At 69.3% G+C, this 23,517-nt stretch carries 22 protein-coding genes; 16 read left to right on the forward strand and 6 right to left on the reverse strand.

What is annotated here, in order from left to right:
- The first annotated feature begins 22 nt into the window (after window positions 1-22).
- Entirely contained in the window at window positions 23-1,108 is a 1,086-nt protein-coding gene (locus HZ992_RS18065; RefSeq protein ID WP_209383206.1) for a M12 family metallopeptidase, read from the forward strand.
- On the opposite strand, the gene HZ992_RS18070 is transcribed toward HZ992_RS18065, so the two are convergent.
- The 3 genes from HZ992_RS18070 to HZ992_RS18080 form a co-directional block, all read right to left on the reverse strand.
- Entirely contained in the window at window positions 1,105-2,184 is a 1,080-nt protein-coding gene (locus HZ992_RS18070) for a 3-deoxy-7-phosphoheptulonate synthase (protein ID WP_209383207.1), read from the reverse strand. The genes HZ992_RS18065 and HZ992_RS18070 overlap by 4 nt on opposite strands.
- Window positions 2,185-2,248: 64 nt before the next feature.
- Entirely contained in the window at window positions 2,249-3,901 is a 1,653-nt protein-coding gene (locus tag HZ992_RS18075; protein ID WP_209383208.1) for a phosphoethanolamine transferase, read from the reverse strand.
- Window positions 3,902-4,027: 126 nt separating this feature from the next.
- Window positions 4,028-5,014, reverse strand: coding sequence for an NADPH:quinone reductase (locus HZ992_RS18080; RefSeq protein ID WP_209383209.1), 987 nt, complete (start codon window positions 5,012-5,014; stop codon window positions 4,028-4,030).
- 222 nt (window positions 5,015-5,236) lie between these two features.
- Here HZ992_RS18080 and HZ992_RS18085 point away from each other — a divergent pair, with 222 nt between their 5' ends.
- A complete protein-coding gene (locus HZ992_RS18085; protein ID WP_209383210.1) occupies window positions 5,237-7,498 on the forward strand; it encodes a S8 family serine peptidase in 2,262 nt (753 codons plus the stop codon).
- Window positions 7,499-7,740: 242 nt separating this feature from the next.
- On the forward strand, window positions 7,741-8,226 hold the full coding sequence (locus HZ992_RS18090; RefSeq protein ID WP_209383211.1) for a VOC family protein: 486 nt from the start codon (window positions 7,741-7,743) through the stop codon (window positions 8,224-8,226).
- 3 nt (window positions 8,227-8,229) lie between these two features.
- On the opposite strand, the gene HZ992_RS18095 is transcribed toward HZ992_RS18090, so the two are convergent.
- From HZ992_RS18095 to HZ992_RS18105, 3 genes are all read right to left on the reverse strand, one after another.
- A complete protein-coding gene (locus HZ992_RS18095; protein WP_209383212.1) occupies window positions 8,230-10,644 on the reverse strand; it encodes a xanthine dehydrogenase family protein molybdopterin-binding subunit in 2,415 nt (804 codons plus the stop codon).
- A complete protein-coding gene (locus HZ992_RS18100; protein ID WP_209383213.1) occupies window positions 10,641-11,180 on the reverse strand; it encodes a (2Fe-2S)-binding protein in 540 nt (179 codons plus the stop codon). Before HZ992_RS18100 ends, HZ992_RS18095 begins: the two co-directional genes overlap by 4 nt.
- 106 nt (window positions 11,181-11,286) lie before the next feature.
- Window positions 11,287-12,150, reverse strand: coding sequence for an FAD binding domain-containing protein (locus tag HZ992_RS18105; RefSeq protein WP_209383214.1), 864 nt, complete (start codon window positions 12,148-12,150; stop codon window positions 11,287-11,289).
- 98 nt (window positions 12,151-12,248) lie between these two features.
- On the opposite strand from HZ992_RS18105, the gene HZ992_RS18110 reads away from it, so the two are divergent.
- The 13 genes from HZ992_RS18110 to HZ992_RS18170 all read left to right on the forward strand — a co-directional run bounded on the left by HZ992_RS18110 (window position 12,249) and on the right by HZ992_RS18170 (window position 23,514).
- Entirely contained in the window at window positions 12,249-12,932 is a 684-nt protein-coding gene (locus HZ992_RS18110; RefSeq protein WP_209383215.1) for a TetR/AcrR family transcriptional regulator, read from the forward strand.
- Between the two features lie 18 nt (window positions 12,933-12,950).
- Window positions 12,951-13,397: a VOC family protein gene (locus HZ992_RS18115; RefSeq protein WP_209383216.1), complete on the forward strand. Its 447-nt coding sequence runs from the start codon at window positions 12,951-12,953 to the stop codon at window positions 13,395-13,397.
- A 7-nt stretch (window positions 13,398-13,404) separates the two neighbouring features.
- Window positions 13,405-14,625: an FAD binding domain-containing protein gene (locus HZ992_RS18120; protein WP_209383217.1), complete on the forward strand. Its 1,221-nt coding sequence runs from the start codon at window positions 13,405-13,407 to the stop codon at window positions 14,623-14,625.
- A gap of 34 nt (window positions 14,626-14,659) precedes the next feature.
- Complete coding sequence (locus HZ992_RS18125) at window positions 14,660-15,901, forward strand: ABC transporter substrate-binding protein (protein ID WP_245213099.1); 1,242 nt, start codon at window positions 14,660-14,662, stop codon at window positions 15,899-15,901.
- Window positions 15,902-15,924: 23 nt separating this feature from the next.
- Entirely contained in the window at window positions 15,925-16,806 is an 882-nt protein-coding gene (locus HZ992_RS18130; protein WP_245213100.1) for a branched-chain amino acid ABC transporter permease, read from the forward strand.
- Complete coding sequence (locus HZ992_RS18135) at window positions 16,803-17,753, forward strand: branched-chain amino acid ABC transporter permease (protein ID WP_245213101.1); 951 nt, start codon at window positions 16,803-16,805, stop codon at window positions 17,751-17,753. Before HZ992_RS18130 ends, HZ992_RS18135 begins: the two co-directional genes overlap by 4 nt.
- Window positions 17,750-18,496: an ABC transporter ATP-binding protein gene (locus HZ992_RS18140; protein WP_209383218.1), complete on the forward strand. Its 747-nt coding sequence runs from the start codon at window positions 17,750-17,752 to the stop codon at window positions 18,494-18,496. The genes HZ992_RS18135 and HZ992_RS18140 overlap by 4 nt, the downstream gene beginning before the upstream one ends.
- A 13-nt stretch (window positions 18,497-18,509) precedes the next feature.
- Window positions 18,510-19,214, forward strand: a complete 705-nt coding sequence (locus HZ992_RS18145) for an ABC transporter ATP-binding protein (RefSeq protein WP_209383219.1) — start codon at window positions 18,510-18,512, stop codon at window positions 19,212-19,214.
- Between the two features lie 127 nt (window positions 19,215-19,341).
- Complete coding sequence (locus tag HZ992_RS18150) at window positions 19,342-19,767, forward strand: hypothetical protein (RefSeq protein ID WP_209383220.1); 426 nt, start codon at window positions 19,342-19,344, stop codon at window positions 19,765-19,767.
- A 179-nt stretch (window positions 19,768-19,946) separates the two neighbouring features.
- Entirely contained in the window at window positions 19,947-21,689 is a 1,743-nt protein-coding gene (locus tag HZ992_RS18155; protein WP_209383221.1) for a nitrite reductase, read from the forward strand.
- Between the two features lie 13 nt (window positions 21,690-21,702).
- Window positions 21,703-22,014 carry a c-type cytochrome gene (locus tag HZ992_RS18160; RefSeq protein WP_209383222.1) on the forward strand — a complete coding sequence of 104 codons (312 nt, stop codon included), beginning with the start codon at window positions 21,703-21,705 and terminating at the stop codon, window positions 22,012-22,014.
- 7 nt (window positions 22,015-22,021) lie between these two features.
- Window positions 22,022-22,345: a c-type cytochrome gene (locus tag HZ992_RS18165; protein WP_209383223.1), complete on the forward strand. Its 324-nt coding sequence runs from the start codon at window positions 22,022-22,024 to the stop codon at window positions 22,343-22,345.
- The gene (locus HZ992_RS18170) at window positions 22,342-23,514 is read left to right on the forward strand and encodes a cytochrome D1 domain-containing protein (protein ID WP_209383224.1); all 1,173 of its coding nucleotides are present in this window, start codon (window positions 22,342-22,344) and stop codon (window positions 23,512-23,514) included. Before HZ992_RS18165 ends, HZ992_RS18170 begins: the two co-directional genes overlap by 4 nt.
- Window positions 23,515-23,517: the final 3 nt, after the last annotated feature.

The following is a 23,517-nucleotide window of genomic DNA, read 5'->3' on the forward strand; positions in this document are numbered from 1 at the left end:
TTCATTGCCCGGGAGCTCCACCATGGTCCACACCTGCAAGATCTGCTCGCCCTTCGTACCCGGCCTGACGGGCGACGCCGGGCGCTCGTCCAGCGACGAGGCGGCGAGCCAAGAGCGTGTCGACAACCTGCGCATCACGCCGATGCGCAGCGGCCCCGGCCGCGCGCGTGCCGCAGTGGAACGGCTGAAGCTGTGGGAGAACGGCCGCACGCTGAAGGTGAAGTTCCTCGACGGGCAACCCGCCGTGCAGGCCAAGGTGCAGGCGGTCGCGAAGGAGTGGGAGTCGCTGGCCAACCTGACGCTGGAGTTCGTCACCACCGGCAGCGCGCAGATCCGCATCAGCTTCGCGGAGAAGGGCTTCTCCTGGTCGACCGTGGGCACCGATGCGCTGACGGTCGCTTCCACCAAGCCGACCATGAACTACGGCTGGCTCGAGCCCGACACCTCGCTGCGCGAGTACCAGCGCGTGGTGCGCCACGAGTTCGGCCATGCGCTGGGCATGATCCACGAGCACCAGAACCCGGCGGCGCAGGGGCAGATCCCGTGGGACAAGCCGAAGGTGTACGCCTACTACGCGCAGCAGGGCTGGGACAAGGACGACGTGGACTTCAACATCTTCCAGCTCTACACGGAAGACAGCACCAACCACAGCGCCTTCGACCCGACCTCGATCATGGAGTACGCGGTGCCCGACTCGCTGACCCTGGGCTCCTACGCGATCGGCTGGAACACCGAGTTCTCGGCAACGGACATCGAGTTCATGAAGCGCCAGTATCCGAAGCGTGCACCGGCCCAGACGGAGCTGGTGATCGGCGGCGCACGCGTCGCGGCCGACCTGGCCACGGCCGGCGAGGTGGACAGCTACCACTTCGTCGTGGCCAGCGCCGCCACCCACATCATGAGCACCGAAGGCCCGACAGACACCGTGCTCACGCTGCACGGCCCGGGCGACCCGGGCGCCGTGCTGAGCTGGGACGACGACCGCGGCCGCGGCCTGAACGCGCGCATCGTGCGCAAGCTGCAGCCCGGTGAGTACTGGTTGACGGTGCGGCACAAGGCGCCGGCCGCCACCGGCAACTACATCATCGGCATCAAGAAGCGCGCCTAAGCCGAAGGCTGGCCTGCGCGACGCGCGCGCACCGCCTGCGCCAGGCCCTGCAGCACCGGCACCGTCTGGGCGAAGCCGATGCAGGCATCGGTGATCGACACGCCGGGCTGCAGCGCCACGCCGGGCTGCAGGTCCTGCCGGCCTTCCTGGAGGTGGCTCTCGATCATCACGCCGGTGATGCGGCGCTCGCCGGCAGCGATCTGCGCCGCCACGTCCTGCGCCACCTCGATCTGCCTACGGTACTGCTTGCTGCTGTTGCCGTGCGAGACGTCGATCATCACCTGCTCGCGCAGCCCCGCGCTGCGCAGCGTGTCGCAAGCCGCGGCCACATGCGCCGCGTCGTAGTTGGGCGACTTGCCGCCACGCAGGATGACATGGCAGTCGTCGTTGCCGCGCGTCTCGAAGATCGCCGCCACGCCCATCTTCGTCATGCCCATGAAGGCGTGGGGCGCGCGTGCAGCGAGGATGGCATCGGCCGCCACCTTGATGCTGCCGTCGGTGCCGTTCTTGAAGCCGACCGGGCAGCTCAGGCCCGAGGCGAGCTGGCGGTGGCTCTGGCTCTCCGTCGTGCGCGCGCCGATCGCCCCCCAGGCGACCAGGTCGGAGATGTACTGCGGGCTGAGCAGGTCGAGGAACTCGGTGCCCAGCGGCAGCCCCAGCGTGGTCAGGTCCAGCAGCAGCCGGCGCGCCATCTCCAGGCCTTCGTTGATGGCGAAGCTGCCATCCAGGTGCGGGTCGTTGATGTAGCCCTTCCAGCCGACGGTGGTGCGCGGCTTCTCGAAGTAGGCGCGCATCACGATCAGCAGGTCGCCGGCCAGTTCGTCGGCGACGGCCTTCAGGCGGCGGCCGTAGTCGATGGCCTGGTCGTGGTCGTGGATCGAGCAAGGCCCGACGACGACGATCAGCCGGTCGTCGCGACCGTGCAGCACGTCGGCGATGGCGCGGCGGCTGCGCTCGACGAGTTCGAGCGTGTCGTCGCGCAGCGGCACGCGCTCCTGCAGCAGGGCCGGGTTGATCAGCGGTCGCACGGCGCCGATGCGCACGTCGTCGATGCGGGTGGTGTCCAGGGTCTTCATGGGATGGGGTTCAAGGCCCGTCAACAGACGGAGAACGCGCGATTCTGCGCCACGCGCAACGGGCTCAGCGCTCGAACGAGGTGACACGGACGGCCAGAGGCGGCGGTTGCCATTGGTAGTCGGGGTTGAGCACATCGCGCGCCGCGTCGCGACCGTTCCAGCGCAGGCCCATCAGTTCAGCCACCGTCCACGCGGCCCAGTCGGCGCGGAACGGCTGCTCGGCCACCTGCGACGACAGGCCTTCGCTGCGCCACACCAGCGCTGGAATGCGATAGCCCGCCGCGGTGCTAGCGCTGTGGCCGACACGATCCAGCTCATGGCCGACCTCCTGCCCATGGTCAGCGAGGTACAGCCAGGCACCACGGCCGCCCACGCCCACGCTGTCGCGCAATTGCCCGAAGAGATCCGAGAGTACGCCGTCGTGGTAGCGCAGCGCTGCGTCGTATTCGCGGCGGGCCTCGCGTGTCCACGCCGATCGGCCTGCGCGGCGCAAGGAATGCTCGACATCGTCCTGGACGCCGGCGAAAGGGTTGGCGCCGGCCGGCCGGCGCAGCCGGTAATGCGGATGCGCGCCCATCAGGTGCACCACGATCAGCTTGCGCGGCGCCGGGTCGCGCGACGCGATGCCGACTTCGTCGATCAGTTCGCCGTCCAGCGAATCGCCGCTGCGGCCGGGGCGGCGATTGATCATCGTTGCACGATCTGCCAGCTGCGCATAGTGCTGCTCGACAGCCATGTCGTCCTGGTTGCCGATCCACCAGACCTTGTAGCCGGCAGCTCGGGCCAGTGCGAGCAGGTGCGGCGCATCGGCGCCGTGCGCCTGGCCGAAGCGAAACAGGCCGCGCAGCGATGGCAGCGTGCTCGCGTCGGCCGACCAGGCATTGCGAATCACGCCGAAATCGTCGCCCAGAGCTGCCTTGACTGCCGCCAGCCGTGGCGTGGTGTCGCGCGGATAGCCGTAGATGCCGAGGTTGTCGCGGTTGATGCTCTCGCCGATCACCAGCATCACGGTGGACGCGCCCTGGAAGGTGACGGTCGGAGCGGCATGGCGGGCAGATTCGAGCAGGCGCTGATTGGCCTGGGACTGCTGCGACCAGCCGTCGCGCAGGCGGTTGGCATCGTCCACCCATTTCGTCCAGTACAGCGTGGGGTGCAAGCGCCGCCAAGGCTTGCTGGCGTGTGCAAGCGCGGAGACCAGCACCAGCAGCACCAGCGCGTACCTGCAAGCCCGGTGCGAGGGCCGCCAGGCTGCAGCACCGGCCGGCCAGCGCGCCGCACGGCGCAGTGCCAGCGCCAGCAGCGTCGCCGCAGCCAGCACCAGAGTCGCGCGCCAGAGCATGTCGGGCGCGTTCTGCCAGAGATACTCGAGGCTCTCGCGAGTCTGCGTGTTCGACATCGCGCCGAGCACCATCGAGTTGTTGGGCGCGGCGACATAGCGATCCCACAGATAGTCGCGTACGGCACCGTCGATCACGAACCCCATCGCCAACGGCCACGCGCACAGCGCACGCAGCCGGTGCAGCGCCTCCGTGCGAATTGGCCAGGCCACCCAGACGAGCAGAGGCAGTGCCAGCGCTGCCATCTGGACCGCGTGGCGCCCGTCGTGCCCGAGGGCGATGAACAGCGCCAGAATCATTGCCACGACCACCGGCGCAGCGCCCATGGCCCGTCGGCCTTGGGCACCCCACGGTTCGAGCTGCTGGGTGAACGGTGTCATGGCTTGCCGCAAAAATTGCGCGCGATTCTGCCAGCCGCGATATCCACTTCGCCAGCACACGGTGTTTACCCGTGGGAGATGTCCGCGCCGTCTGCCCGTGGCGCGCAGATCGTGATGCGGGGGATCTCAGGGCAGGGAAATCACGACGTTGCCGACGGCGCGGCCGCTTTCGACGAGTTCATGCGCCTGCACGATCTGCGCGAGCGGCAGGCGCTGCGCGATCAGGTGCTGCAGCGCGCCGCGGCGCAGAAAGCCATTGAGCGTGGCCACGACACGCTCGCGATCGGCAGCGTCGAGGTTGTAGACGATGAAGAAGCGCAGGTTCAGGTTCTTCACGATCAGCGGGAAGAAGGGCAGCGTGAACTCGCCCCGGCCGCTGCCGTAGACGACGAGGTCGCCGCCGGCACGCAGCAGCTCCAGGTCGAGCGCCGCATTGGCCGCCACATCGACCTCGATGATGCGATCCACGCCGCGGCCCGCCGTGGCCTCGCGCACCTGCTCGGCGACGTTCTGCGTGCGGTAGTCGATCACCGTGTCGGCGCCGGCGGCCCGGGCGATCTCACCCTTGGCCGCGCTGCTCACCGTGGCGAGCACCGCAGTGGCGCCGAGCAGCTTGGCGAACTGCACCGCGTAGTGGCCGACCGCCCCGGCGCCGCCGGCCACCAGCACCGCCTGCCCGGCCACACCGCCGCCCGTCAGCACCGCGTGCAGCGCCGTCAGCGCGGGGATGCCCAGGCAGGCGCCGGCTTCGTCGCTCGTGCCTTCGGGCAGCACGACGGCCTGGCGCGCGGGCAGCACGACGAACTGCGCGGCGGTGCCGAAGGCGCGGCCCCAGGCGGCGTTCCAGACCCACACGCGCTCGCCCAGGCGCGCGGCCGGCACGCCCTCGCCCACCGCGTCGATCACGCCCATGCCGTCGCTGTGCGGCACGATGCGCGGGAAGGCCAGCAGCTTGCTGCGCAGGCCGGCGCGCGACTTCACGTCCGAGGGGTTCACACCCGACCAGCGCAGGCGCACCCGCACCTCGCCCGGGCCAGGCTGCGGGTCGGGCAGTTCGGCGACTTGCAGCACCTCGGCGGCGGCGCCTGTGCGTTCGTAGAAAGCGGCTTGCATGGGAATCCCGCGGATGAGTGAGGCGAGATTCTGCGGCATGCACCGCGCGTGCCCTGCTTCACGAAAGTGGCGCTCAAGTTGCGGCCGACCGTGCCGAGCGTCCGGAACGCCCGGCCTGGACGCGGTTTTTGCACGCCAACTGGGTCACGCGCACAGATGGAACCCCCACCTGTATCGAGGTGTTGCTGCGATGCTTCGTTATCCGCACCAGAAATGACCTCCATGGCCTCGCTCTCCCGCTTCATCGGCATCGTCGAACGCGCCACTCGGCATGCCGTGCTGTCCGCCGCACTGCTGGGCACTGCCCTGTCGGCCTCGGCGCAGACCAACTCGACCAAGATCGCCCGTGACCTGCAGCCGGTGCTGACCGCCGCCACCACGCCGGCGATCAACTGGGCGCGCGACATCAACGGCCGCCGCTACGTGAAGGTGCTGATCGTCAGCAACAGCGACGATGCCGAACTCGCTGCGCTGCGCTCGGCGGTGATGTCCGCAGGCGGCTCCATCTATTACCGCTACAGCTCGGTGCTCGCGCTGGCTGCGCTGGTGCCGGCCGACAAGGTCGGCGGCCTGGCCGCGCGCGCCGACGTGCAGAGCATCTCGCCGAATCGCCTGATGACGCGCTCGGCCAGCACTGTCGAGAGCGTGAGCGGCACGGCCGCCATCCGCAACACCGGCACCACCTCGTACAGCAGCATCACCGGCTACAGCGGCAAGGGCATCGGCATCGCCGTGCTCGACTCGGGCATCTCGTGGCAGCACGCCAACTTCGCCGGCGATGGTGCCGGCGAGAGCCGCGTGCGCGAGTCGGTGAACTTCACCAAGGCCGGCGATGCGGTGCGCGCCGGCGTGACCGACTGGACGCCGGGCATCGACGTCTCCGGCACGCTGAACCCGGCCAGCCCGACGATGCAGACCTACCTGGGCAAGATCCAGAACGGCTTCGCCCCGAAGGCCGACCGCTACGGCCACGGCTCGCACGTGGCCGCCGTCGCAGCCGGCCGCGGCACCTACCAGGCGGTGGACACCACCGGCATCGCGCCGAACGCGAACCTGTTCGACGTGCGCGTGCTCGACGACAACGGCTACGGCCAGCTCTCCGACGTGCTCGCCGGCCTGGACTGGGTGCTGTACTACGGCAAGTTCAAGAACATCCGCATCATCAACATCAGCCTGGGTGCCGACTCGACCGAGTCCTACGAGACCGACCCGCTGGCGCGCGCCGTGCGCAATGCCGTGGCGCAGGGCATGGTGGTGGTGGTGGCGGCCGGCAACTTCGGCGTCAATGGCGCCGGCCAGCAGACCTACGGCAGCATCAGCTCGCCGGGCCACGAGCCGAGCGCGCTGACCGTCGGCGCCGTCAACCTGAAGGGCACGATCAGCCGCAAGGACGACATCGTCACCAACTTCAGCTCGCGCGGCCCGACACGCGGCTCGCGCATCGACGCCAGCGGCGTGCGCCAGTACGACCAGATCATCAAGCCCGACCTGGTGGCGCCGGGCAACAAGATCGTCGGCCCGCTCGCCGAGGACACGGCTGCTGCCGGTGGCGCCTGGAATTCGCTCGCCTCGCGTTATGCGGATCTCTCCAAGGTCAGCGGCGCGACGCAGACGCAGGACCACTCGCTGATGATGCTCAGCGGCACCTCGATTGCCGCCCCGGTGGTCAGCGGCGCGGTGGCGCTGATGCTGGAAGCCAACGCCGGCCTCACGCCGCCGATGGTCAAGGCCATCCTGCAGTACACCGCGCAGGTGCTGCCCAATGCCAACCTCGCGCAACAGGGCGCGGGCCTGCTCAACGTCGACGGCGCGGTGCGCCTCGCGGCCGCGATCCGCAACGACATGTACCGCCGGGTCGTCACCGACGGCGGCAGCATCCCGGCCGGCGAGTCGCTGCTGTGGTGGTCGGGCGCGACGCTGCCGGCGCCGAGCTCGGTGATCAATGGCGAGACGGTGCCCTGGGGGCGCCTCGTGTTCGCCGGCGGCAACCGCATCGTCACCGGCGAAGCCTTGTTCAAGCAGTGGCAGCCCTGGTACGACCCGCGCATCCAGTGGGTGCGCAAGAGCGTCAAGAAGCTGACCGTTCGCTACTGGCCGAACACCAGCAACACCTACCCGATGGCGGTGATGTCGGCACCCGCGCCGAACATGTCGCTGATGACGCCGGGCGTGGTCTCGATGGTCGAGCTGGCCGGCACCTCGTCGCTGACCGGCAAGACCGGCCTGTTCATCCCGGCAGCGACGCTGTCGTCGTGGCTGTCCAGCGGCAAGACGCTCGCACAGGGCATCGTGATCAGCGAAGGCATCGTCATCAGCGAAGGCATCGTGATCAGCGAGGGCATCGTCATCAGCGAAGGGCTGGTGATCAGCGAGGGCCTGGTGATCAGCGAAGGCATTGTCATCAGCGAGGGGCTGGTCATCAGCGAAGCCGGCACCACGAAGCCGGGCAACCCGCGCGAGAAGCTGGTGAGCGGCGAGCCCTGAGCCCAGGCTGCAACGCTCTTCTGCCACCAGGGGGCGGATCGCTTGTCGATCCGCCCCCTTGTCGTTCGTCGTGGGTGTGACGCTGCCACCGGACACGCCCCTTGCACAAGCTCCCACCCCTGCTCTTCACGGCCTGGGCGCCCTATGGCGCGGCTCGCCGGGCCTGGGCCGAGCTGAGCGCGGGGCCGGCGGCACGCCACGGCCCGGTGGCCGATCCACCCGCACGACCAGGAGAGAAGACGATGCCCGCACCGAAAGCCAGACCCATCCCCGAAGGCATGCATTCGCTGACCCCGCACCTCGTGTGCGACGGCGCCGCGAAGGCCATCGACTTCTACAAGGCCGCCTTCGGCGCCGTCGAGGCCATGCGCCTGCGCGGGCCCGGCGGCCGGCTGATGCACGCCGCGCTGCGCATCGGCGACTCGGCCTTGATGCTGGTCGACGAGTTCCCGGAGATGGGCTCGGTCGGCCCCCAGGCGCTCAAGGGCTCGCCGGTGACCCTGCACCTGTTCGTGCCCGACGTCGACGCCACGATGGCGCAGGCCGAGCGCGCCGGCGCCACGGTGACGATGCCTGCGCAGGACATGTTCTGGGGCGATCGCTACGGCCAGCTGACCGACCCGTTCGGCCACCGCTGGTCGGTCGCCACGCACCTGCAGGACCTGACGCCCGAGCAGATCCAGGCCAACTTCGCGAAGATGCCGCCGGCGATGGAATGCGGGCAGTGAAGGCTAGATCTTCCCCAGCGCGCGCAGGATCTTCTCCGGCGTGATCGGCTGCGAGGACACGCGTGCGCCGAAGGGCGCGAGCGCGTCGTTGATCGCGTTCATCACCGCGCCCGGCGCGCCGGCGGTGCCGGCCTCGCCGGCCCCCTTGGCACCGAGCTGCGAGCTGCGCGTGGGCGACTGCACGTGCGAGACGACGATGTCGGGCATCTCGCCGGCCATGGGCACCAGGTAGTCGGCCATGTTGCCGTTGCGCAGCGTGCCGTCTTCGCTGTACAGGCACTCCTCGAACAGCGCGCCGCCGATGCCCTGCACGATGGCGCCGCGCATCTGCTCGTCCACCAGCATCGGGTTGATGACGCGGCCGCAGTCCTCCACCGCCCAGTGCTTGAGCAGCTTCACGAAGCCGGTGTCGACGTCGACTTCCACGTGGCTGACCTGCACGCCATTGGTGAAGATGAAGGGGTAGTCGCGCTGCGCGTAGTGGCGCGTGACCATCAGCTCGGGCGTGAAGGTCTTCGGCAGCGTGTCGGAGCGGAAGTAGGCGATGCGGCCGAGTTCGGCCAGATCGAGCAGGCGTTCGTTCGTGCGCGCATCGACCACCGCGCCGCGGTGCAGCTTGAGGCCGGACCGCTCGCGCTGCAGGATCGCCTCGGCGGTGGCGAGGATGTTCTCGCGCAGCACCAGCCCGGCCTGCAGCACCGCCTCGCCGCCGATGCCGGCGCCGCGCGAAGCCCAGGTGCCGCCGCCATAGGGCGTGGCGTCGGTATCGCCGGTGACCACGCGCACACGGTCGATGCCCACGCCCACCGCGTCGGCGGCGATCTGCGCGAAGATGGCCTCGGCGCCCTGGCCCTGCTCGCCCACGCTGCTCATCACCGTGAGCACGCCGGTGGGCTCCAGGCGCAGCGTGGCGCCGTCCTGGCTGGCGATGCGCGCGCCGCCCACGCCGTAGAAGGCCGCGCTCGGATTGGTCAGCTCGATCAGCGTGGCCACGCCGATGCCACGGTAGACGTTCTGCTTGCGAAGCTGCGACTGCTCGGCGCGCAGCGCGTCGTAGTCGCACACGCGCTTCGCTTCGCGCAGGCAGGCCTCGTGCGACAGGATCTCCAGCTTGATGCCCGAGGCGCCGGTGGCCGGGTAGGCGTCGTCGGGGATGACGTTCGCCTCGCGGATGGCGATCGGGTCCATGCCGATCTTCGCGGCGATGCCGTCCACCAGCGCCTCCGTCACCGCGCAGGCGATCGGGTGGCCCACGCCGCGGTACTGGCACGTCGGCACCTTGTTCTGGAACACCACCTTGAGCTTCGCGCGATAGGCCTTGTGCTTGTAGGGCCCGCCGGTCAGGTTGACGACCTGGTTGCCCTCGATGCCGCTGGTGCGCGGGAACATGCTGAACGGGCCGATGCCGGTCAGGTCGTCGATCTCGAAGGCAAGGATCTCGCCCGCCTTCGTCGCGGCGATGCGCGCCCGGATGCGGTGCTCACGCGCATGGATGTCGGAGACGAAGCTCTCCAGCCGGTCGGCGACGAACTTCACCGGCCGCTGCAGCAGCATGGCCAGCGCCACGGTGGCGAAGTCGTCCGGGTAGGCATGCACCTTGATGCCGAAGGATCCGCCGACGTCGCGGCAGACCACGCGCACCTGCGATTCCTGCAGTTCGAACTGGCGGCAGTACAGGTCCTGCATCATGTGCGGGGCCTGGAACGAGTGGTACACGGTGAGCTTCTGGTCACCCGGGTTCCAGTCGGCGATCTGGCAGCGTGGCTCCAGCGTCACGCCGGTGTGGCGGCCGAAGACGTAGGTCTCCTCGAACGCCACCGCGTCGGGCCGCGCGAAGGCCTCGTCGACGCCGCCGGTGTCCAGCGATCGCGTGAAACACAGGTTGTCGCCGAGTTCGGGGTGGATCAACGGCGTGGCCGGGTCGAGCGCGGTCTCGGTGTCGAGCACGGCGGGCAGCGACTCCCACTCGACCTCGAGCAGGCCGAGCGCGTCTTCGGCGACGGCGCGCGTCTCGGCCACGATGGCGATCACCGGCTCGCCTTGCCAGGTGGCGCGCTCCAGCGCCATCGGGTACTGCGGCGCGCTCTTGATGCCCGCGAGGTGCGCCAGCGTGGCCACCCAGGGCTTGCAGATGGCTGCGATCTCGGCGCCCACCACCACCGCGATCACGCCGGGCAGCGCCTGCGCCGCGCTGCGCTCGATGCGCGTGATGCGCATGTGCGCCACCGGCGAGCGCCAGAACACCACGTGCGCCAGGCGCGGCAGCTCGATGTCGTCGACGAACTGGCCGCGGCCCTGCGTCAGCCGGCGCACACCTTCGCGCGGGATGGCCACGCCGATGTGGCGCTGGTCCTCGGTGACGGCCGGCAGGTCGGCGCCGAGGTCGCGGCGTGTCGGGATCTCCGTGGGGTGGTTCATGCGCGCACCTCGTCGGCCGAGGCCACCGGCTCGTCGGCGAAGCGCCCGGCGCGCTGCTGCTCGAGCACCGCGCAGACCGCGTCGACGATCGCGTGGTAGCCGGTGCAGCGGCAGTAGTTGCCGCTCATCCACTCGCGCACCTGGGTGCGGTCGGCGTCAGGCTTTTGCTCGACGAGTTCGAGCGCCGCCATCAGCATGCCCGGCGTGCAGTAGCCGCATTGCAGCGCGTTGTGCTCGACGAAGGCGTCCTGCAGCGCCTTGAGTCGCTTGCTTGGCGTCGATGTCTCGACGGTGTCGACGCGGTGGCCGTCGGCCTGCGCCGCCAGCACCAGGCAGCCGCGCACGATCTGGCCATCGAGCCGCACCGTGCAGGCGCCACACACGCCGTGTTCGCAGCCCAGGTGCGAGCCCTTCATGCCGCAGTCCTCGCGCAGGAAATCGATCAGGTGCTTGCGGCACTCGACCTCGCGCACGATCGGCGTGCCGTTGACCTCGACGCGCACGCGCCGCTTGGGGGAATCAGTCGGGGTGTTCATGACTGCCCCTCGTCCGCGGCGTACCGCGGCCGGTCCCCCGAGGGGACGCGGGCCGGCTTGGGAGCGGCCCGGCGCTCGGCCCGCCACTTCGACGCTGTCTGATGGTTCATGACTTCTCCTTGATCAGCTGCGCGACCGCGCGGCGCATCAGCGTGGCGGCGAGCTGTTTCTTGGCAGCGGCCGAATGGGTCAGGTCGTCGAAGGGGTCGAGTTCGGCGCGCAGTGCGGCATCGACCTGCGCAAGGCGCGCGTCGTCGATGGCACCACCTTGCAGCGCGGCCTCGGCAGAACGCGCACGGATCGGCCGGTCGCCCAGGCTGAGGAAGGCCAGGCGCACGTCACGCAGCGTGCTGCCGGAAACCTTCGCCCGCGCCGCGAGGCCCGCCACCGCGTAGTCGCCCTGGCGCCGCGAGAGCTCGCTGAAGGCCTGCCGTTCGCCCTCGCCGATCAGCGGGACCTCGCAGGCCATGAGCAGATCGCCCGGATGCATCGCGGTGGTATACAGACCCTGGAAGAAGTCGGCCGCCGCGACGCGGCGCTCGCCCTTCGCGCTGGCGATCACCAGCGTCGCATCCAGCGCCAGCACACAGGCGGGCCACTCGGCGGCCGGGTCGGCATAGGCGAGTGCACCGCCGAAGGTGCCCAGATTGCGGATCGCGCGGTGCGCGATGTGCGGCGCGGCCTGCGCGAGCAGCGGCGCGTGGCGCGCCACCAGCGGCGAGCTCTCGACCTCGCTGTGGCGGGTCAGCGCGCCGACGCGCAGCATGCCACCCTGCACCGCAATGCCGCGCCAGGCGTCGAAGCCGGCGATGTCGACCAGCAGCGCCGGCTGCGACAGCCGCATGTTCAGCGTGGCCAGCAGCGTCTGCCCACCGGCGATCACGCGCGCATCGTCGCCATGCTTCGCCAGCAGCTCGAAGGCGTGCTGCGGCGAATCGGCGCGGATGTAGTCGAAGGCCGGGGATTTCATGGGCTGCGCTTCCGGGGGCTCGATGAAAGCCCCGCTAGGGTTTGTCGGGATTGGGGCCTGTTGACCAAGCGTTCAACAATTTCAGCAGAGTTGACCAGATGATCAATACCGCAGAAACCCGCAAACCGGCCGCGCCGCCACGGCGCCGGCTGGAGGCGCGCGAGCGCGAGCAGCAGATCGTCGACGGCGCCACCGACTTCTTCGCGCGGCGCGGCCTCGACGCCCAGATGCGCGAGCTCGCCGCCGAGTTGGGCATCGCCCACACGCTGCTGTACCACTACTTCCCGACCAAGCGCTCGCTGATCGAGCGCGTCTACGAAGAGACCATCGCCGGCCGCTGGGATCCGCGCTGGGAAACCCTGCTCGACGACGCGGCCATTGGCGTCGAAGACAAGTTCATCGCCTTCTACCGCGAGTACCTGCCGGCCATCCTCACGCCGGAGTGGCTGCGCACGCTGGTGCACTCGGGCCTCTCCGACGGTCTCATCCCGACGCGCTATTTCGCGCTGGTGCGCGAGAAGCTGTTCCCGCGGCTGATCCGCGAATCCCGCCGCCACGCCGGCAGCCGATCGCGTGCCAAGCCCACGCCGCGCGAGGAGTCGGCGCTGATGGGCCTGCACGGCGCGCTGATCTACCAGCTCGGCATCTGGCCGCTGATCTACCAGCAGCACTTCAGCGGCGAGGGCGAGCCGGCACTGATCGACACCTTCATCCGCGACCGCATCCGCGGCTACCTCGCGCAGGTGCACGAGTTCGTGCCCACCGCGCGTGCAGGCCGCTGAACCGACAGGAGACGAGCCATGGCGATGTCGCTGAACCACTTCTCGATCCGCAGCCTCGACCTCGACGCCTGCGAGCGCTTCTACTGCGGCCTGCTCGGCCTGACCAAGGGACCGCGCCCGCCCTTCCCCTTCCCCGGGCTGTGGCTGTATGCCGGCGACACCGGCGAGTGGGCCAACGCGGTGATCCACATCATCGGCATCGACCGCAACGACCCGGAAGGGCTGAAGCGCTACCTCGGCGACCGCGACGAGAGCAGCCTGCACGGCACCGGCGCGGTCGATCACGTGGCCTTCTTCACCACCGGCCTGGCGCAGATGCTGGCCACGCTGCGCGAACACGGCGTCGAGGGCCGCGAGCGCACCGTGCCGCTGCTCGGGCTACACCAGGTGTTCGTCGACGACCCCAACGGCGTGGTCGTCGAACTCAACTTCCCGGCCCACGAGAAGACGGCGATGGCCGCCTGACCCCGACATGGCCCGCATCCTGATCAGCGGCGGATCGCTCGGCGGCCTGATGGCCGCCAACATCCTGCTGCGTGCGGGCCACGACGTGCTCGTGCTCGAGCGCTCGGCCCGCTCGCTCGAAGGCCGCGGTGCCGGCATCGTCACGCACGAGAACCTGCGCGCGGCGCTGCGCCAGTGCGGCGCGGTGGTCGACCACACGCTGGGCGTGCCGGTCGAGTCGCGCGTGGTGCTCGATGCGCGCGGGCAGGCCGAGTGCCGCTGGGTGCACCCGCAGGTGCTGACCTCCTGGGGGCGCCTGTACTCGCTGCTGCGCGCCGCGCTGCCGGCCGAGCGCTACCGGCTCGGCGCCCAGGTGGCCGGCGTCGAGCAGAACGAGGCCGGCGTGGCAGTGCGCCTGGCCAGCGGCGAGATGGTGTCGGGCGAGCTGCTGATCGCCTGCGACGGCATCCGCTCCGGCGTGCGCGCGCAGTTCGCGCCCAAGGTGCTGCCGCTGTACGCCAACTACATCGCCTGGCGCGGCGTGTGCGACGAGGCCAGCCTGTCGCGCCACGCCCGCGACACGCTGTTCGGCCACTTCGGCTTCGGCCTGCCCGACGGCGAGCAGATGATCGGCTACCCGGTGGCCGGCGCCGACGACAGCATCGAGCCGGGCCAGCGGCGCTGGAATTTCGTCTGGTACCGCCCCGCCGCGCCCGGCGCCGAGCTGGCCGCGCTGATGAGCGACGGCGACGGCGTGCACCACCCTGAAGGCATCGCGCCGCAGCAGGTGTCGTGGCGACATGTCGCGGCGATGCGGCAGGCCGCGCGCGACAAGCTCGCACCGCAGTTCGCCGAGATCGCCGAGAAGACGGCCGTGCCCTTCCTGCAGCCGATCTACGACTTCATTTCCGACGAGCTGGCCTTCGGCCGCGTCGCGCTGCTCGGCGACGCCGCCTTCGTGGCGCGCCCGCACGTGGGCATGGGCGTGGCCAAGGCCGGCGACGACGCGGTGGTGCTCGCCGCCTGCATCGCCGAGCTCGGCGCCACGCCGCAGGCGCTGCGCCGCTACGCCGCGATGCGCCAGCCGGTGTGCGCGTCGGTGGTGCAGCGCGCGCGGCGGCTGGGCGCCTACATCGAGGCGCGCCAGCGCGGCGCCAGCGCACTGCGCAGCCCCATCGAGGTGATGCATCAGACCGCCATCGACCCGAGCCTGTTCGGCAACGAGAACCCCGCGACGCAGGCCGCCTGAAGCCTGCCACTCAACACAGCCAGGAGACATCGACATGAGCCACACCCCCGCCAACCTGCGCCGCCGCCGCATCGTCATGGCCGGCACCGCCGTGGCCGCGGCCCCGGCCCTGTTCAACATCGCCCGCGCCCAGGGCGCCGCGATCAAGATCGGCTTCCCGGTGCCGCTGACTGGCGCCTTCTCGGCCGAGGCGCAGGACCAGGTGCGCGCCGCCGAGCTGGCGGTGAAGGAATGGAACGCCGCCGGCGGCCACAAGGGCCAGATGGCCGAACTGCTGGTGCGCGACGACAAGCTCAACCCCGGCGAGGCGGCCACGCGCACGCTGGAGCTGATCGAGAAGGACAAGGTCAACTTCGTCGTCGGCTCGCTGTCGGCGGCCACGCAGCTGTCCATCAACGCGGTGACCAAGGAGCGCAAGGTGCTGTTCAACAGCATCAGCCAGAGCGACACCATCAACGAGGCGAAGGACTGGAGCCTGTACACCTTCCACGAGGCGCTGAACCCGCACCTCACCGCCGGCGCAGTAGGCCGCTACGCCTTCCCGAAGTTCGGCAAGAAGGTGGTCTACCTGACCGCCGACTACGCCTACGGCCACGAGATGGTGCGCGGCTTCCAGCGCGCCGGCGCAGGCCTGGGCGTGCAGACGCTGGCCGACATCCGCCACCCGCTGGGCGCCGCCGACTACTCGGCCTTCCTGCCGCGCATCCAGGCGCTCAAGCCCGACATCCTCGTGCTGTGCAACTTCGGCCGAGACCTCGTCAACAGCGCCAAGCAGGCCACCGACTTCGGCCTCAAGCAGGGCACGAAGATCATCGCGCCGGTGCTGCTGTACACCTCGCGCCAGGCCGGCGGCGCCGATGCCTTCGAAGGCATCCTCGGCGGCACCTCGTACTACTGGGGCATGGAAGACAAGATCCCCAGCGCGAAGAAGTTCAACGACGCCTTCCGCAAGGCCTACGGCGGCGCGGTGCCGTCGGACTACGGCGCGCTGGGCTACGCCGGCATCCGCAGCGTGCTGCAGGCGGTGAAGGACGCCGATGCGACCGACTCCACGCGCGTGTCGATCGCGCTGCGCCAGCTCAAGTACGACTGGTACAAGGGCCCGCAGTCCTATCGCAAGTGCGATCACCAGTCGGTGCAGTCGGTGGTCATCGTCGAGAGCAAGAGCAAGAACATGAAGGACAAGAACGACGTGTTCAACGTGCTCGCCATCGAGGCCGCGGACGAGAAGAACCTGCGCACCTGCGAGGAGATGGGGCACAAGGTCACCACCTGAAATGAAGCCCCCACGGGACTGACATGGAGATCACGCCCTCGCTGCTCGCGCTGCAGCTGGTCACCGGCATCGCGCTGGGCGCGGTGTACGCGCTGCTGGCGATCGGCTTGAGCCTGATCTTCGGCATGCTCACCGTGGTGAACTTCGCCCATGGCGCGTTCTTCATGGTGGGCGCCTTCATCGGCCTGTACTTCATGGGCCTGACCGGCAACTTCTGGTTCAGCCTGGTGCTCACGCCGCTGGTGGTGGGCGTGCTCGGCCTGGTCACCGAGCGCTTTCTGGTGCGGCCGCTGTACGGCCGCGGCATCGACTACCCGCTGCTGCTGACCTTTGGCCTGAGCTGGGTGCTGATCGAGGCGATGCGGGTGATGTTCGGCATCGAGGGCATCCCCTCGTCGACGCCGCCGGAGCTGCGCGGTGCGGTTGACCTGGGCATCGGCTTCTTCCCGAAGTACCGCCTCTTCCTGATCTTCGCAACCGCGGTGGTGGTGCTGGCGCTGTGGCTGTTCCTCGAGAAGACGCGTTACGGCCTGATCGTGCGTGCCGGCTCGCGCGACGGCGAGATCTGCAAGGTGCTGGGCATCGACATCGCGCGCGTCTGGCTGGTCGTCTTCGGCATCGGCACGGCGATCGCCGGGCTGTCCGGCGTGCTGGCCGCGCCCACGCGTGCCGTCAACCCGGAGATGGGCATCCACGTGCTGGCCGAGAGCTTCGTCGTCACCGTGGTCGGCGGCATGGGCTCGCTGCCCGGCGCGGTGCTGGCCGGGCTGCTGGTGGGCATCGTGTTCTCGCTCACCTCGCTGTTCGCACCCGACCTCGCCGAGCTGTCGATCTTCGTGCTGATGGCGGTGGTGCTGCTGCTGCGCCCGCAGGGCTTCTTCGGCAAGGCGGGGTTGATGTCGTGAGGGACGCGTTCGAGTTCGTGCGCCGGCACCGCGTGGCAGCGGTGATCGCCTTCCTGATGGTCTTCCCGCTGCTGATGCCCTACCACGCGCTGGCCATCAACATCCTGCTGTTCGGTCTGTTCGCGGTGGGCTTCAACCTGCTGTTCGGCTACACCGGGCTGCTCTCGTTCGGCCACGCGGCCTTTCTCGGCGTGGGCAGCTACCTCACCGGCATCGCCATGGTGCACGGCGGCTGGCCCTGGTGGGCGGCGGTGGTGCTGGGCGTGGTCTGCGCCGGCGTGGCCGGCCTGGTGATCGGCTTCCTGGCCATCCGCACGCGCGGCATCTACTTTTCGATGGTGACGCTGGCACTCGGGCAGATCGTCTACTACGCCTTCTACAAGGCCGAGCGCTGGACGGGCGGCGAGAACGGCCTGCGCGGCATCCAGGTGCCGGCGGTGGAGATCGGCAGCCTCAGGCTCGACTTCCTCAACCCGGTCACCAAGTACTACGTGATCCTCGCCTTCGTGGCGCTGGCGCTGTGGTTCGTCTCGCGCGTGCTCGCCTCGCCCTTCGGCGCGGTGATCGAGGCGGTGCGCGAGAACGACCGCCGCGCCGCCGCCTGCGGCTACGACGTGGCGCGCACCAAGCTGCTCGTCTTCGTGCTCTCGGCGCTGATCTGCGGGCTGGCCGGCGCGCTGCGCGCACTGCACCTGTCGATCGTGCCGATCGACTCGCTGCACTACCTGCTGTCGGGCCAGGCGGTGATGATGTGCCTGCTCGGCGGCATGGGCACCTTCTTCGGACCCTTCGTCGGCGCCGGCGTGTTCCTCACGCTGGAAGACGTGGTGACGGTGTTCACCAAGCACTGGATGGCCGTGGTCGGCGGCGTGTTCATGTTCTTCGTGCTGTTCTTCCCCTCGGGAATCTGGGGCACGGTGATCAAGCGACTGGAGCGGGTGCGATGAGTTCCGTGCCCATTCTCGAGGTCGAAGGCATCAGCATGCGCTTCGGCAAGTTCGTGGCGCTCAACAAGGTCTCGACGAAGTTCGAGGCCGGCAAGCTCAGCGCCATCATCGGCCCCAACGGTGCGGGCAAGAGCACCTTCTTCAACGTCGTCAGCGGCGCCTTCCCGCCTTCGGCCGGCACGCTGAAGTTCCAGGGCCGCGACATCACCGGCCTGGCGCAGCACGAGTTCGCACGGATCGGCATCGCCAAAAGCTTCCAGATCACCACCGTGTTCAAGCAGCTCAGCGCCCACGAAAACGTGCGCGTGGCGGCGCAGATGCGCTCGGCGCGCTACCAGTTGCTGACGCCGCGCGCGAAGCTGACGGCGCTGAGCGACCGCGCGCACGAACTGCTCGCGCGCGTGGGCCTGGCCTCGCTGCACGACCGCACGGCCGCCGACCTGGCCCACGGCCAGCAGCGCGCGCTCGAGGTGGCGATGGCGCTGGCCAGCGAGCCCACGCTGCTGCTGATGGACGAGCCCACCGCCGGCATGTCGCCGGAAGAGACCAAGGTGATGATGGACCTCATCGTGCAGCTGGCCGCGGAGCGTTCGGTGATCATCGTCGAGCACAAGATGAAGCTGGTGATGGGCATCTGCGAGCGGCTGCTGGTGCTGCACCACGGCGAGTTCCTCGCCGAGGGCACGCCCGACGAGATCCGTGCCAACACCGAAGTGCGGCGCGTTTACCTGGGGCAGAGCTGATATGGGCTCACCGATGCTCGAAGTCGACGGCCTGGACGCCTGGTACGACCGCAGCCACGTGGTGCAGGGGCTGCGTTTCCACGTCGATGCGGGCGAGATCGTCACGCTGATGGGCCGCAACGGCGCCGGCAAGACGAGCACGCTGAAGGCGATCATGGGGCTGCTCGCCAAGCGCGTCGGCCACGTACGCTTCGACGGGCAGGAGATCCTGGCCCAGCCCGCCCATTCCCGCTACCACCTCGGCCTGGCCTACGTGCCGGAGGAGCGGCGCATCGTGCCGGGCCTGACCGTGCTGGAGAACCTTCGCCTGGGCCTGATCGCCGGCAAGGCGAGGCACACCGAGCGCGAGCGCATCGACGAGATCGTGCAGACCTTCCCGCGGCTGGCCGAGCGCATGCACCAGGAAGGCACGTCCCTGTCCGGCGGCGAGCAGCAGATGCTCGCCATCGCGCGCGCGATGATGAGCAAGCCGCGCATGATCCTGCTCGACGAGCCTTCGGAAGGCATCATGCCGCTGCTGGTGCACGAGATGTTCGAGCTGTTCGCGCGCATGAAGCGCGAGGGCACGACCATCCTGCTGGTCGAGCAGAACGTCGAGCGGGCGCTGTCGATCTCCGACCGCGCCTACATCCTCGACCAGGGACAGATCGCCCACGAAGGCAACGCCGCCGAGCTGCTGGCCGACCGCGAGATCCAGGAGCGCTACTGCGCGGTGTAGCGGCGCCGCCGCGCGCGCCGGGCCCGGCCGCGTGACGTGAACCACGGCCAGGACACGGAATTTGTTACCGCGCCGGCACGATGGGAACATCTGCCTCATGCTCGCCTCCAATGAACGAGGTGATGACGTGAACCTGCTTACCGCACTCGACGACCAGCCGCCTGCCCTGCTGTCGGCCCAGTTGCTGACCATGGGCGTGTTCCTGACCGCCTACCTCGTCGCCGTGACGGGGTTGCTGGGCACGCGGGGTCGCTTGCGCGCCGCCGTGGTGGCATTGCTGGCCGGCATCGCACTCGGAATCCTCTTCACCCCCTGGACGCTCGGTGCGCTGTTCGTGGCCGGCAGCGTCGGCGCGATCGGACTGTTCATCGGGTTGAGCTGGCTGCTCAGCCGCGCGCTCGGCGTGCACGACCACGCTCCTTCGATGCTGCCCGAGCTGGAAGTGGAAGACGAAGCGCTGCCCGTGCTGGTGACGCTCTCCGCCGCCGACCGCGCGGACCGCGCCGAGCGCGGCGGTTTCGCGCCGCCCACCGCGCCCGCTCCGCTGGGCTGACGCCCGGCGCTGGCGCAGCGCCCCTCCTTCGCTGTCTTTCATCAAGACGCCGCCCTGAGGGCGGCGTCCTGCTTTGTGCGGCACTTCAGCGCGGCTTGAACCAGTTCAAGGACGCGGGACCCGGCGCGCGTGACCATGCCCGCCAGCACTACCCGCACAAGCCAAACCAGGAGAGCCCCATGAAACGTCTCTATCCCGCCTCGCCGCTCACGCTGACGGCCGCGCTGCTGATCGCGATCTCGTCATTCGCCGCCACGGCGCAGGACAAGAAGGGCGTCACCGAGCCCGAACTGAAGTACCAGGCCGGCGGTTCGCCGCTGGCCGGCGAGCCGATGTACCAGTCGAACAACCCGAAGGCGCCGCCGATGACGCAGGCGGAGTTCGACACCGCACGCAAGACCTATTTCGAGCGCTGCGCCGGCTGCCACGGCGTGCTGCGCAAGGGCGCCACCGGCAAGCCGCTGACGCCCGACATCACGCTGGCCAAGGGCACCGACTACCTGAAGGTCTTCATCGCCTACGGCTCGCCGGCCGGCATGCCGAACTGGCAGACCAGCGGCGAGATGGACGAGAAGACCGTCGACCTGATGGCGCGCTACATCCAGCACGACCCTCCGGTGCCGCCGGAATTCGGCATGGCGCAGATGAAGGAGACCTGGAAGGTCATCGTCCCGCCGGAGAAACGGCCGACGAAGAAGATGAACAACTACAACATCGAGAACATCTTCTCGACCACGCTGCGCGACACCGGCGAGGTGGCGCTGATCGACGGCGACACCAAGAAGATCATCAACATCGTCAAGACCGGCTACGCGGTGCACATCTCGCGCACCTCGGCTTCGGGCCGCTTCCTGTTCGTGATCGGGCGTGACGCCAAGATCAACATGATCGACCTGTGGATGCCCGTGCCCGACAACGTCGCCGAGGTGCGCATCGGCCTGGAAGCCCGCTCGGTGGACACCAGCAAGTACAAGGGCAAGGAAGGCGACTTCACCGACAAGCTGGCGATCGCCGGCGCCTACTGGCCGCCGCAGTACGTGATCATGAAGGGCGACACGCTCGAGCCGCTGAAGATCGTCGGCACCCGCGGCATGGTCGTCGGCACGCAGGAATACCACCCAGAGCCGCGCGTCGCCTCGATCGTGGCCAGCCACTTCAAGCCCGAGTTCGTGGTCAACGTGAAGGAGACCGGCAAGACGCTGATGGTGGACTACTCCAACCTCGACGCGCTGAAGGTCACCGAGATCGGCTCGGCGCCCTTCCTTCACGACGGCGGATGGGACTCGACCAAGCGCTACTTCATGGTCGCCGCCAACCAGAGCAACAAGATCTCGGTCATCGACGCCAAGGACGGCAAGCTGGCCGCGCTGGTCGAGGTGGGCAAGATCCCGCACCCGGGCCGCGGCGCCAACTTCATCCACCCGAAGTTCGGCCCAGTGTGGTCGACCGGCCACCTCGGTGACGAGACGATCTCGCTGATCGGCACCGACCCGAAGGGCCACAAGCAGTACGCCTTCAAGAAGGTCGCCGAACTGAAGGGCCAGGGTGGCGGGGCGCTGTTCATCAAGAGCCACCCGAAGAGCCAGCACCTGTATTCGGACACGCCGCTGAACCCGGATCCGAAGATCTCGCAGTCGGTGGCGGTGTACGACATCAAGAACCTCGACAAGGGCTTCACCGTGCTGCCCATCGCCGAGTGGGCCGGCCTCTCCGACGACGGCGCCAAGCGCGTCGTGCAGCCGGAGTTCAACAAGGCGGGCGACGAGGTGTGGTTCTCGGTGTGGTCGGCGAAGAACAAGCAGAGCGCGCTGGTGGTCGTGGACGACAAGACGCTCAAGCTCAAGGCCGTGATCAAGGACCCGCGCCTGATCACGCCGACCGGGCACTTCAACGTGCACAACACCCAGCACGACATCTACTGAGCGGAGGCCGGACATGAAGACACTCACTTTCGTGACCGGCCTGACCCTCGCACTGGCTTCGGCCGGTGCCTGGGCGGGCGTCGAAGACGCGATGGCCAAGGCCGGCTGCATGGCCTGCCACGCCAAGGACAAGAAGATGATCGGCCCGGCATTCAAGGAGATCGCCGCCAAGTACAAGGGGCAGGACGTTGTTGCTACGCTGATGCAGAAGGTGCGCACCGGCGGCAAGGGCAACTTCGGCCCGATCCCGATGGCGCCGAATCCTCCCGACAAGATCAACGACGCCGACCTGAAGGCGGCCGTCGAGTTCATCCTCAGTTCCTGAGTCGACCATGCGCGCCTGGCCGCTCCTCCTTGCCCTGCTCGCCGGCGGCTCCGCCGTCGCGCAGGTCCCGGACGGGGCGCGCGAGGCGCAGTTGGTGCGCATGGTGCGGCAGGACTGCGGCTCCTGCCACGGCATGACGCTGGCCGGCGGTCTGGGCCCCGCGCTGACGCGCGAGGCGCTGGCCGACAAGCCGCTCGAATCGCTGGCCGCGACCATCTACCACGGCCGGCCCGGCACGCCAATGCCGCCCTGGCGCTCGATGCTCAGCGCCGACGAAGCCCACTGGATCGCCGAGCGCCTGCTCGCCGGCTTCCCGAAGGAACCCCGATGAGAGCGCTGCTGTTCGCGCTGGTCAGCCTGCTCGCCGCGTGTGCGGGCACCCCCACCACCGCCACCAAGGGCACCGGCGACCTCGGCGTCGTGGTCGAGCGCGCCCGCGGCACGCTGGCCATCGTCGACACCAGCGAGCGCACCCTGCTCGCCGAGGTGCCGGGCCTGGGCGACCTGTCGCACGCCTCGGTGGTGTTCTCGCGCGACGGCGGCAGTGCCTTCGTGTTCGGCCGCGACGGCGCGCTCACGCGCGTCAACCTGTCCAAGCGCCGCATCGAGCAGCGCGTGCAGCAGGCCGGCAACTCGATCGGCGGCGCCATGTCGCAGGATGGCACGCTGGTCGCCGCGCAGAACTACCAGCCCGGCGGCATCAAGGTGTTCGACGCGAAGACGCTCGCGCTGGTGGCCGACATCCCCGCGGAATACGCGCCGGGGCAGCGCTCGCGAGTCGTCGGCCTGGCCGACCTGCCGGGCAGGCGCTTCGTGTTCTCGCTGTTCGACGCCGACCAGATCTGGATCGCCGACCTGAGCGACGCGGCCAGGCCGAAGCTCACCAAGTTCGAGAACGTCGGCCGCCAGCCCTACGACGCGCTCGTCACGCCCGACGGCCGCCACTACATCGCCGGCCTGTTCGGCGAAGACGGCCTGGCGATGATCGACCTGTGGGCACACGAGCCGAAGGTGAAGCGCATCCTCGCCGGCTACGGCCGCGGCCAGGAGCCGCTGCCCGTCTTCAAGATGCCGCACCTGCGCGGCTGGGCGGTGGCCGGCCGCCACGCCTACCTGCCGGCGATCGGCCGCCACGAGGTGCTGGTGGTCGATACGGACACGTGGGCCGAGGTCGGCCGCATCGCCGTGGCCGGCCAGCCGGTGTTCGTGATCGCGCGGCCCGACGGCCGCCAGGTGTGGGTCAACTTCGCCGTGCCCGACTACGACCGCGTGCAGGTCATCGACACGCCCTCGCGCCAGGTGATCAGGACGCTCGAGCCCGGCAAGGCGGTGCTGCACATGGAGTTCACGCCGCGCGGCGAGGCGGTGTGGATCAGCTCGCGCGACGCCAACCGCGTGACGGTGTTCGACACCAAGACCTTCGCCACGCTGGCCACGCTGCCCATGGACGCCCCGAGCGGCGTGTTCTTCACCAGCCGCGCGGCGCGCATGGGGTTCTGAGCC

The organism is Rhizobacter sp. AJA081-3 (assembly GCF_017795745.1).
GTDB lineage: Bacteria > Pseudomonadota > Gammaproteobacteria > Burkholderiales > Burkholderiaceae_C > Piscinibacter.

Bases quoted from the DNA above. Each gene is read 5' to 3' on its own strand.
- HZ992_RS18065 (WP_209383206.1), top strand. From the start codon at position 23: ATGGTCCACACCTGCAAGATCTGCTCGCCCTTCGTACCCGGCCTGACG.
- HZ992_RS18070 (WP_209383207.1), bottom strand. From the start codon at position 2,184: ATGAAGACCCTGGACACCACCCGCATCGACGACGTGCGCATCGGCGCC.
- HZ992_RS18075 (WP_209383208.1), bottom strand. From the start codon at position 3,901: ATGACACCGTTCACCCAGCAGCTCGAACCGTGGGGTGCCCAAGGCCGA.
- HZ992_RS18080 (WP_209383209.1), bottom strand. From the start codon at position 5,014: ATGCAAGCCGCTTTCTACGAACGCACAGGCGCCGCCGCCGAGGTGCTG.
- HZ992_RS18085 (WP_209383210.1), top strand. From the start codon at position 5,237: ATGGCCTCGCTCTCCCGCTTCATCGGCATCGTCGAACGCGCCACTCGG.
- HZ992_RS18090 (WP_209383211.1), top strand. From the start codon at position 7,741: ATGCCCGCACCGAAAGCCAGACCCATCCCCGAAGGCATGCATTCGCTG.
- HZ992_RS18095 (WP_209383212.1), bottom strand. From the start codon at position 10,644: ATGAACCACCCCACGGAGATCCCGACACGCCGCGACCTCGGCGCCGAC.
- HZ992_RS18100 (WP_209383213.1), bottom strand. From the start codon at position 11,180: ATGAACACCCCGACTGATTCCCCCAAGCGGCGCGTGCGCGTCGAGGTC.
- HZ992_RS18105 (WP_209383214.1), bottom strand. From the start codon at position 12,150: ATGAAATCCCCGGCCTTCGACTACATCCGCGCCGATTCGCCGCAGCAC.
- HZ992_RS18110 (WP_209383215.1), top strand. From the start codon at position 12,249: ATGATCAATACCGCAGAAACCCGCAAACCGGCCGCGCCGCCACGGCGC.
- HZ992_RS18115 (WP_209383216.1), top strand. From the start codon at position 12,951: ATGGCGATGTCGCTGAACCACTTCTCGATCCGCAGCCTCGACCTCGAC.
- HZ992_RS18120 (WP_209383217.1), top strand. From the start codon at position 13,405: ATGGCCCGCATCCTGATCAGCGGCGGATCGCTCGGCGGCCTGATGGCC.
- HZ992_RS18125 (WP_245213099.1), top strand. From the start codon at position 14,660: ATGAGCCACACCCCCGCCAACCTGCGCCGCCGCCGCATCGTCATGGCC.
- HZ992_RS18130 (WP_245213100.1), top strand. From the start codon at position 15,925: ATGGAGATCACGCCCTCGCTGCTCGCGCTGCAGCTGGTCACCGGCATC.
- HZ992_RS18140 (WP_209383218.1), top strand. From the start codon at position 17,750: ATGAGTTCCGTGCCCATTCTCGAGGTCGAAGGCATCAGCATGCGCTTC.
- HZ992_RS18145 (WP_209383219.1), top strand. From the start codon at position 18,510: ATGCTCGAAGTCGACGGCCTGGACGCCTGGTACGACCGCAGCCACGTG.
- HZ992_RS18155 (WP_209383221.1), top strand. From the start codon at position 19,947: ATGAAACGTCTCTATCCCGCCTCGCCGCTCACGCTGACGGCCGCGCTG.
- HZ992_RS18160 (WP_209383222.1), top strand. From the start codon at position 21,703: ATGAAGACACTCACTTTCGTGACCGGCCTGACCCTCGCACTGGCTTCG.
- HZ992_RS18165 (WP_209383223.1), top strand. From the start codon at position 22,022: ATGCGCGCCTGGCCGCTCCTCCTTGCCCTGCTCGCCGGCGGCTCCGCC.
- HZ992_RS18170 (WP_209383224.1), top strand. From the start codon at position 22,342: ATGAGAGCGCTGCTGTTCGCGCTGGTCAGCCTGCTCGCCGCGTGTGCG.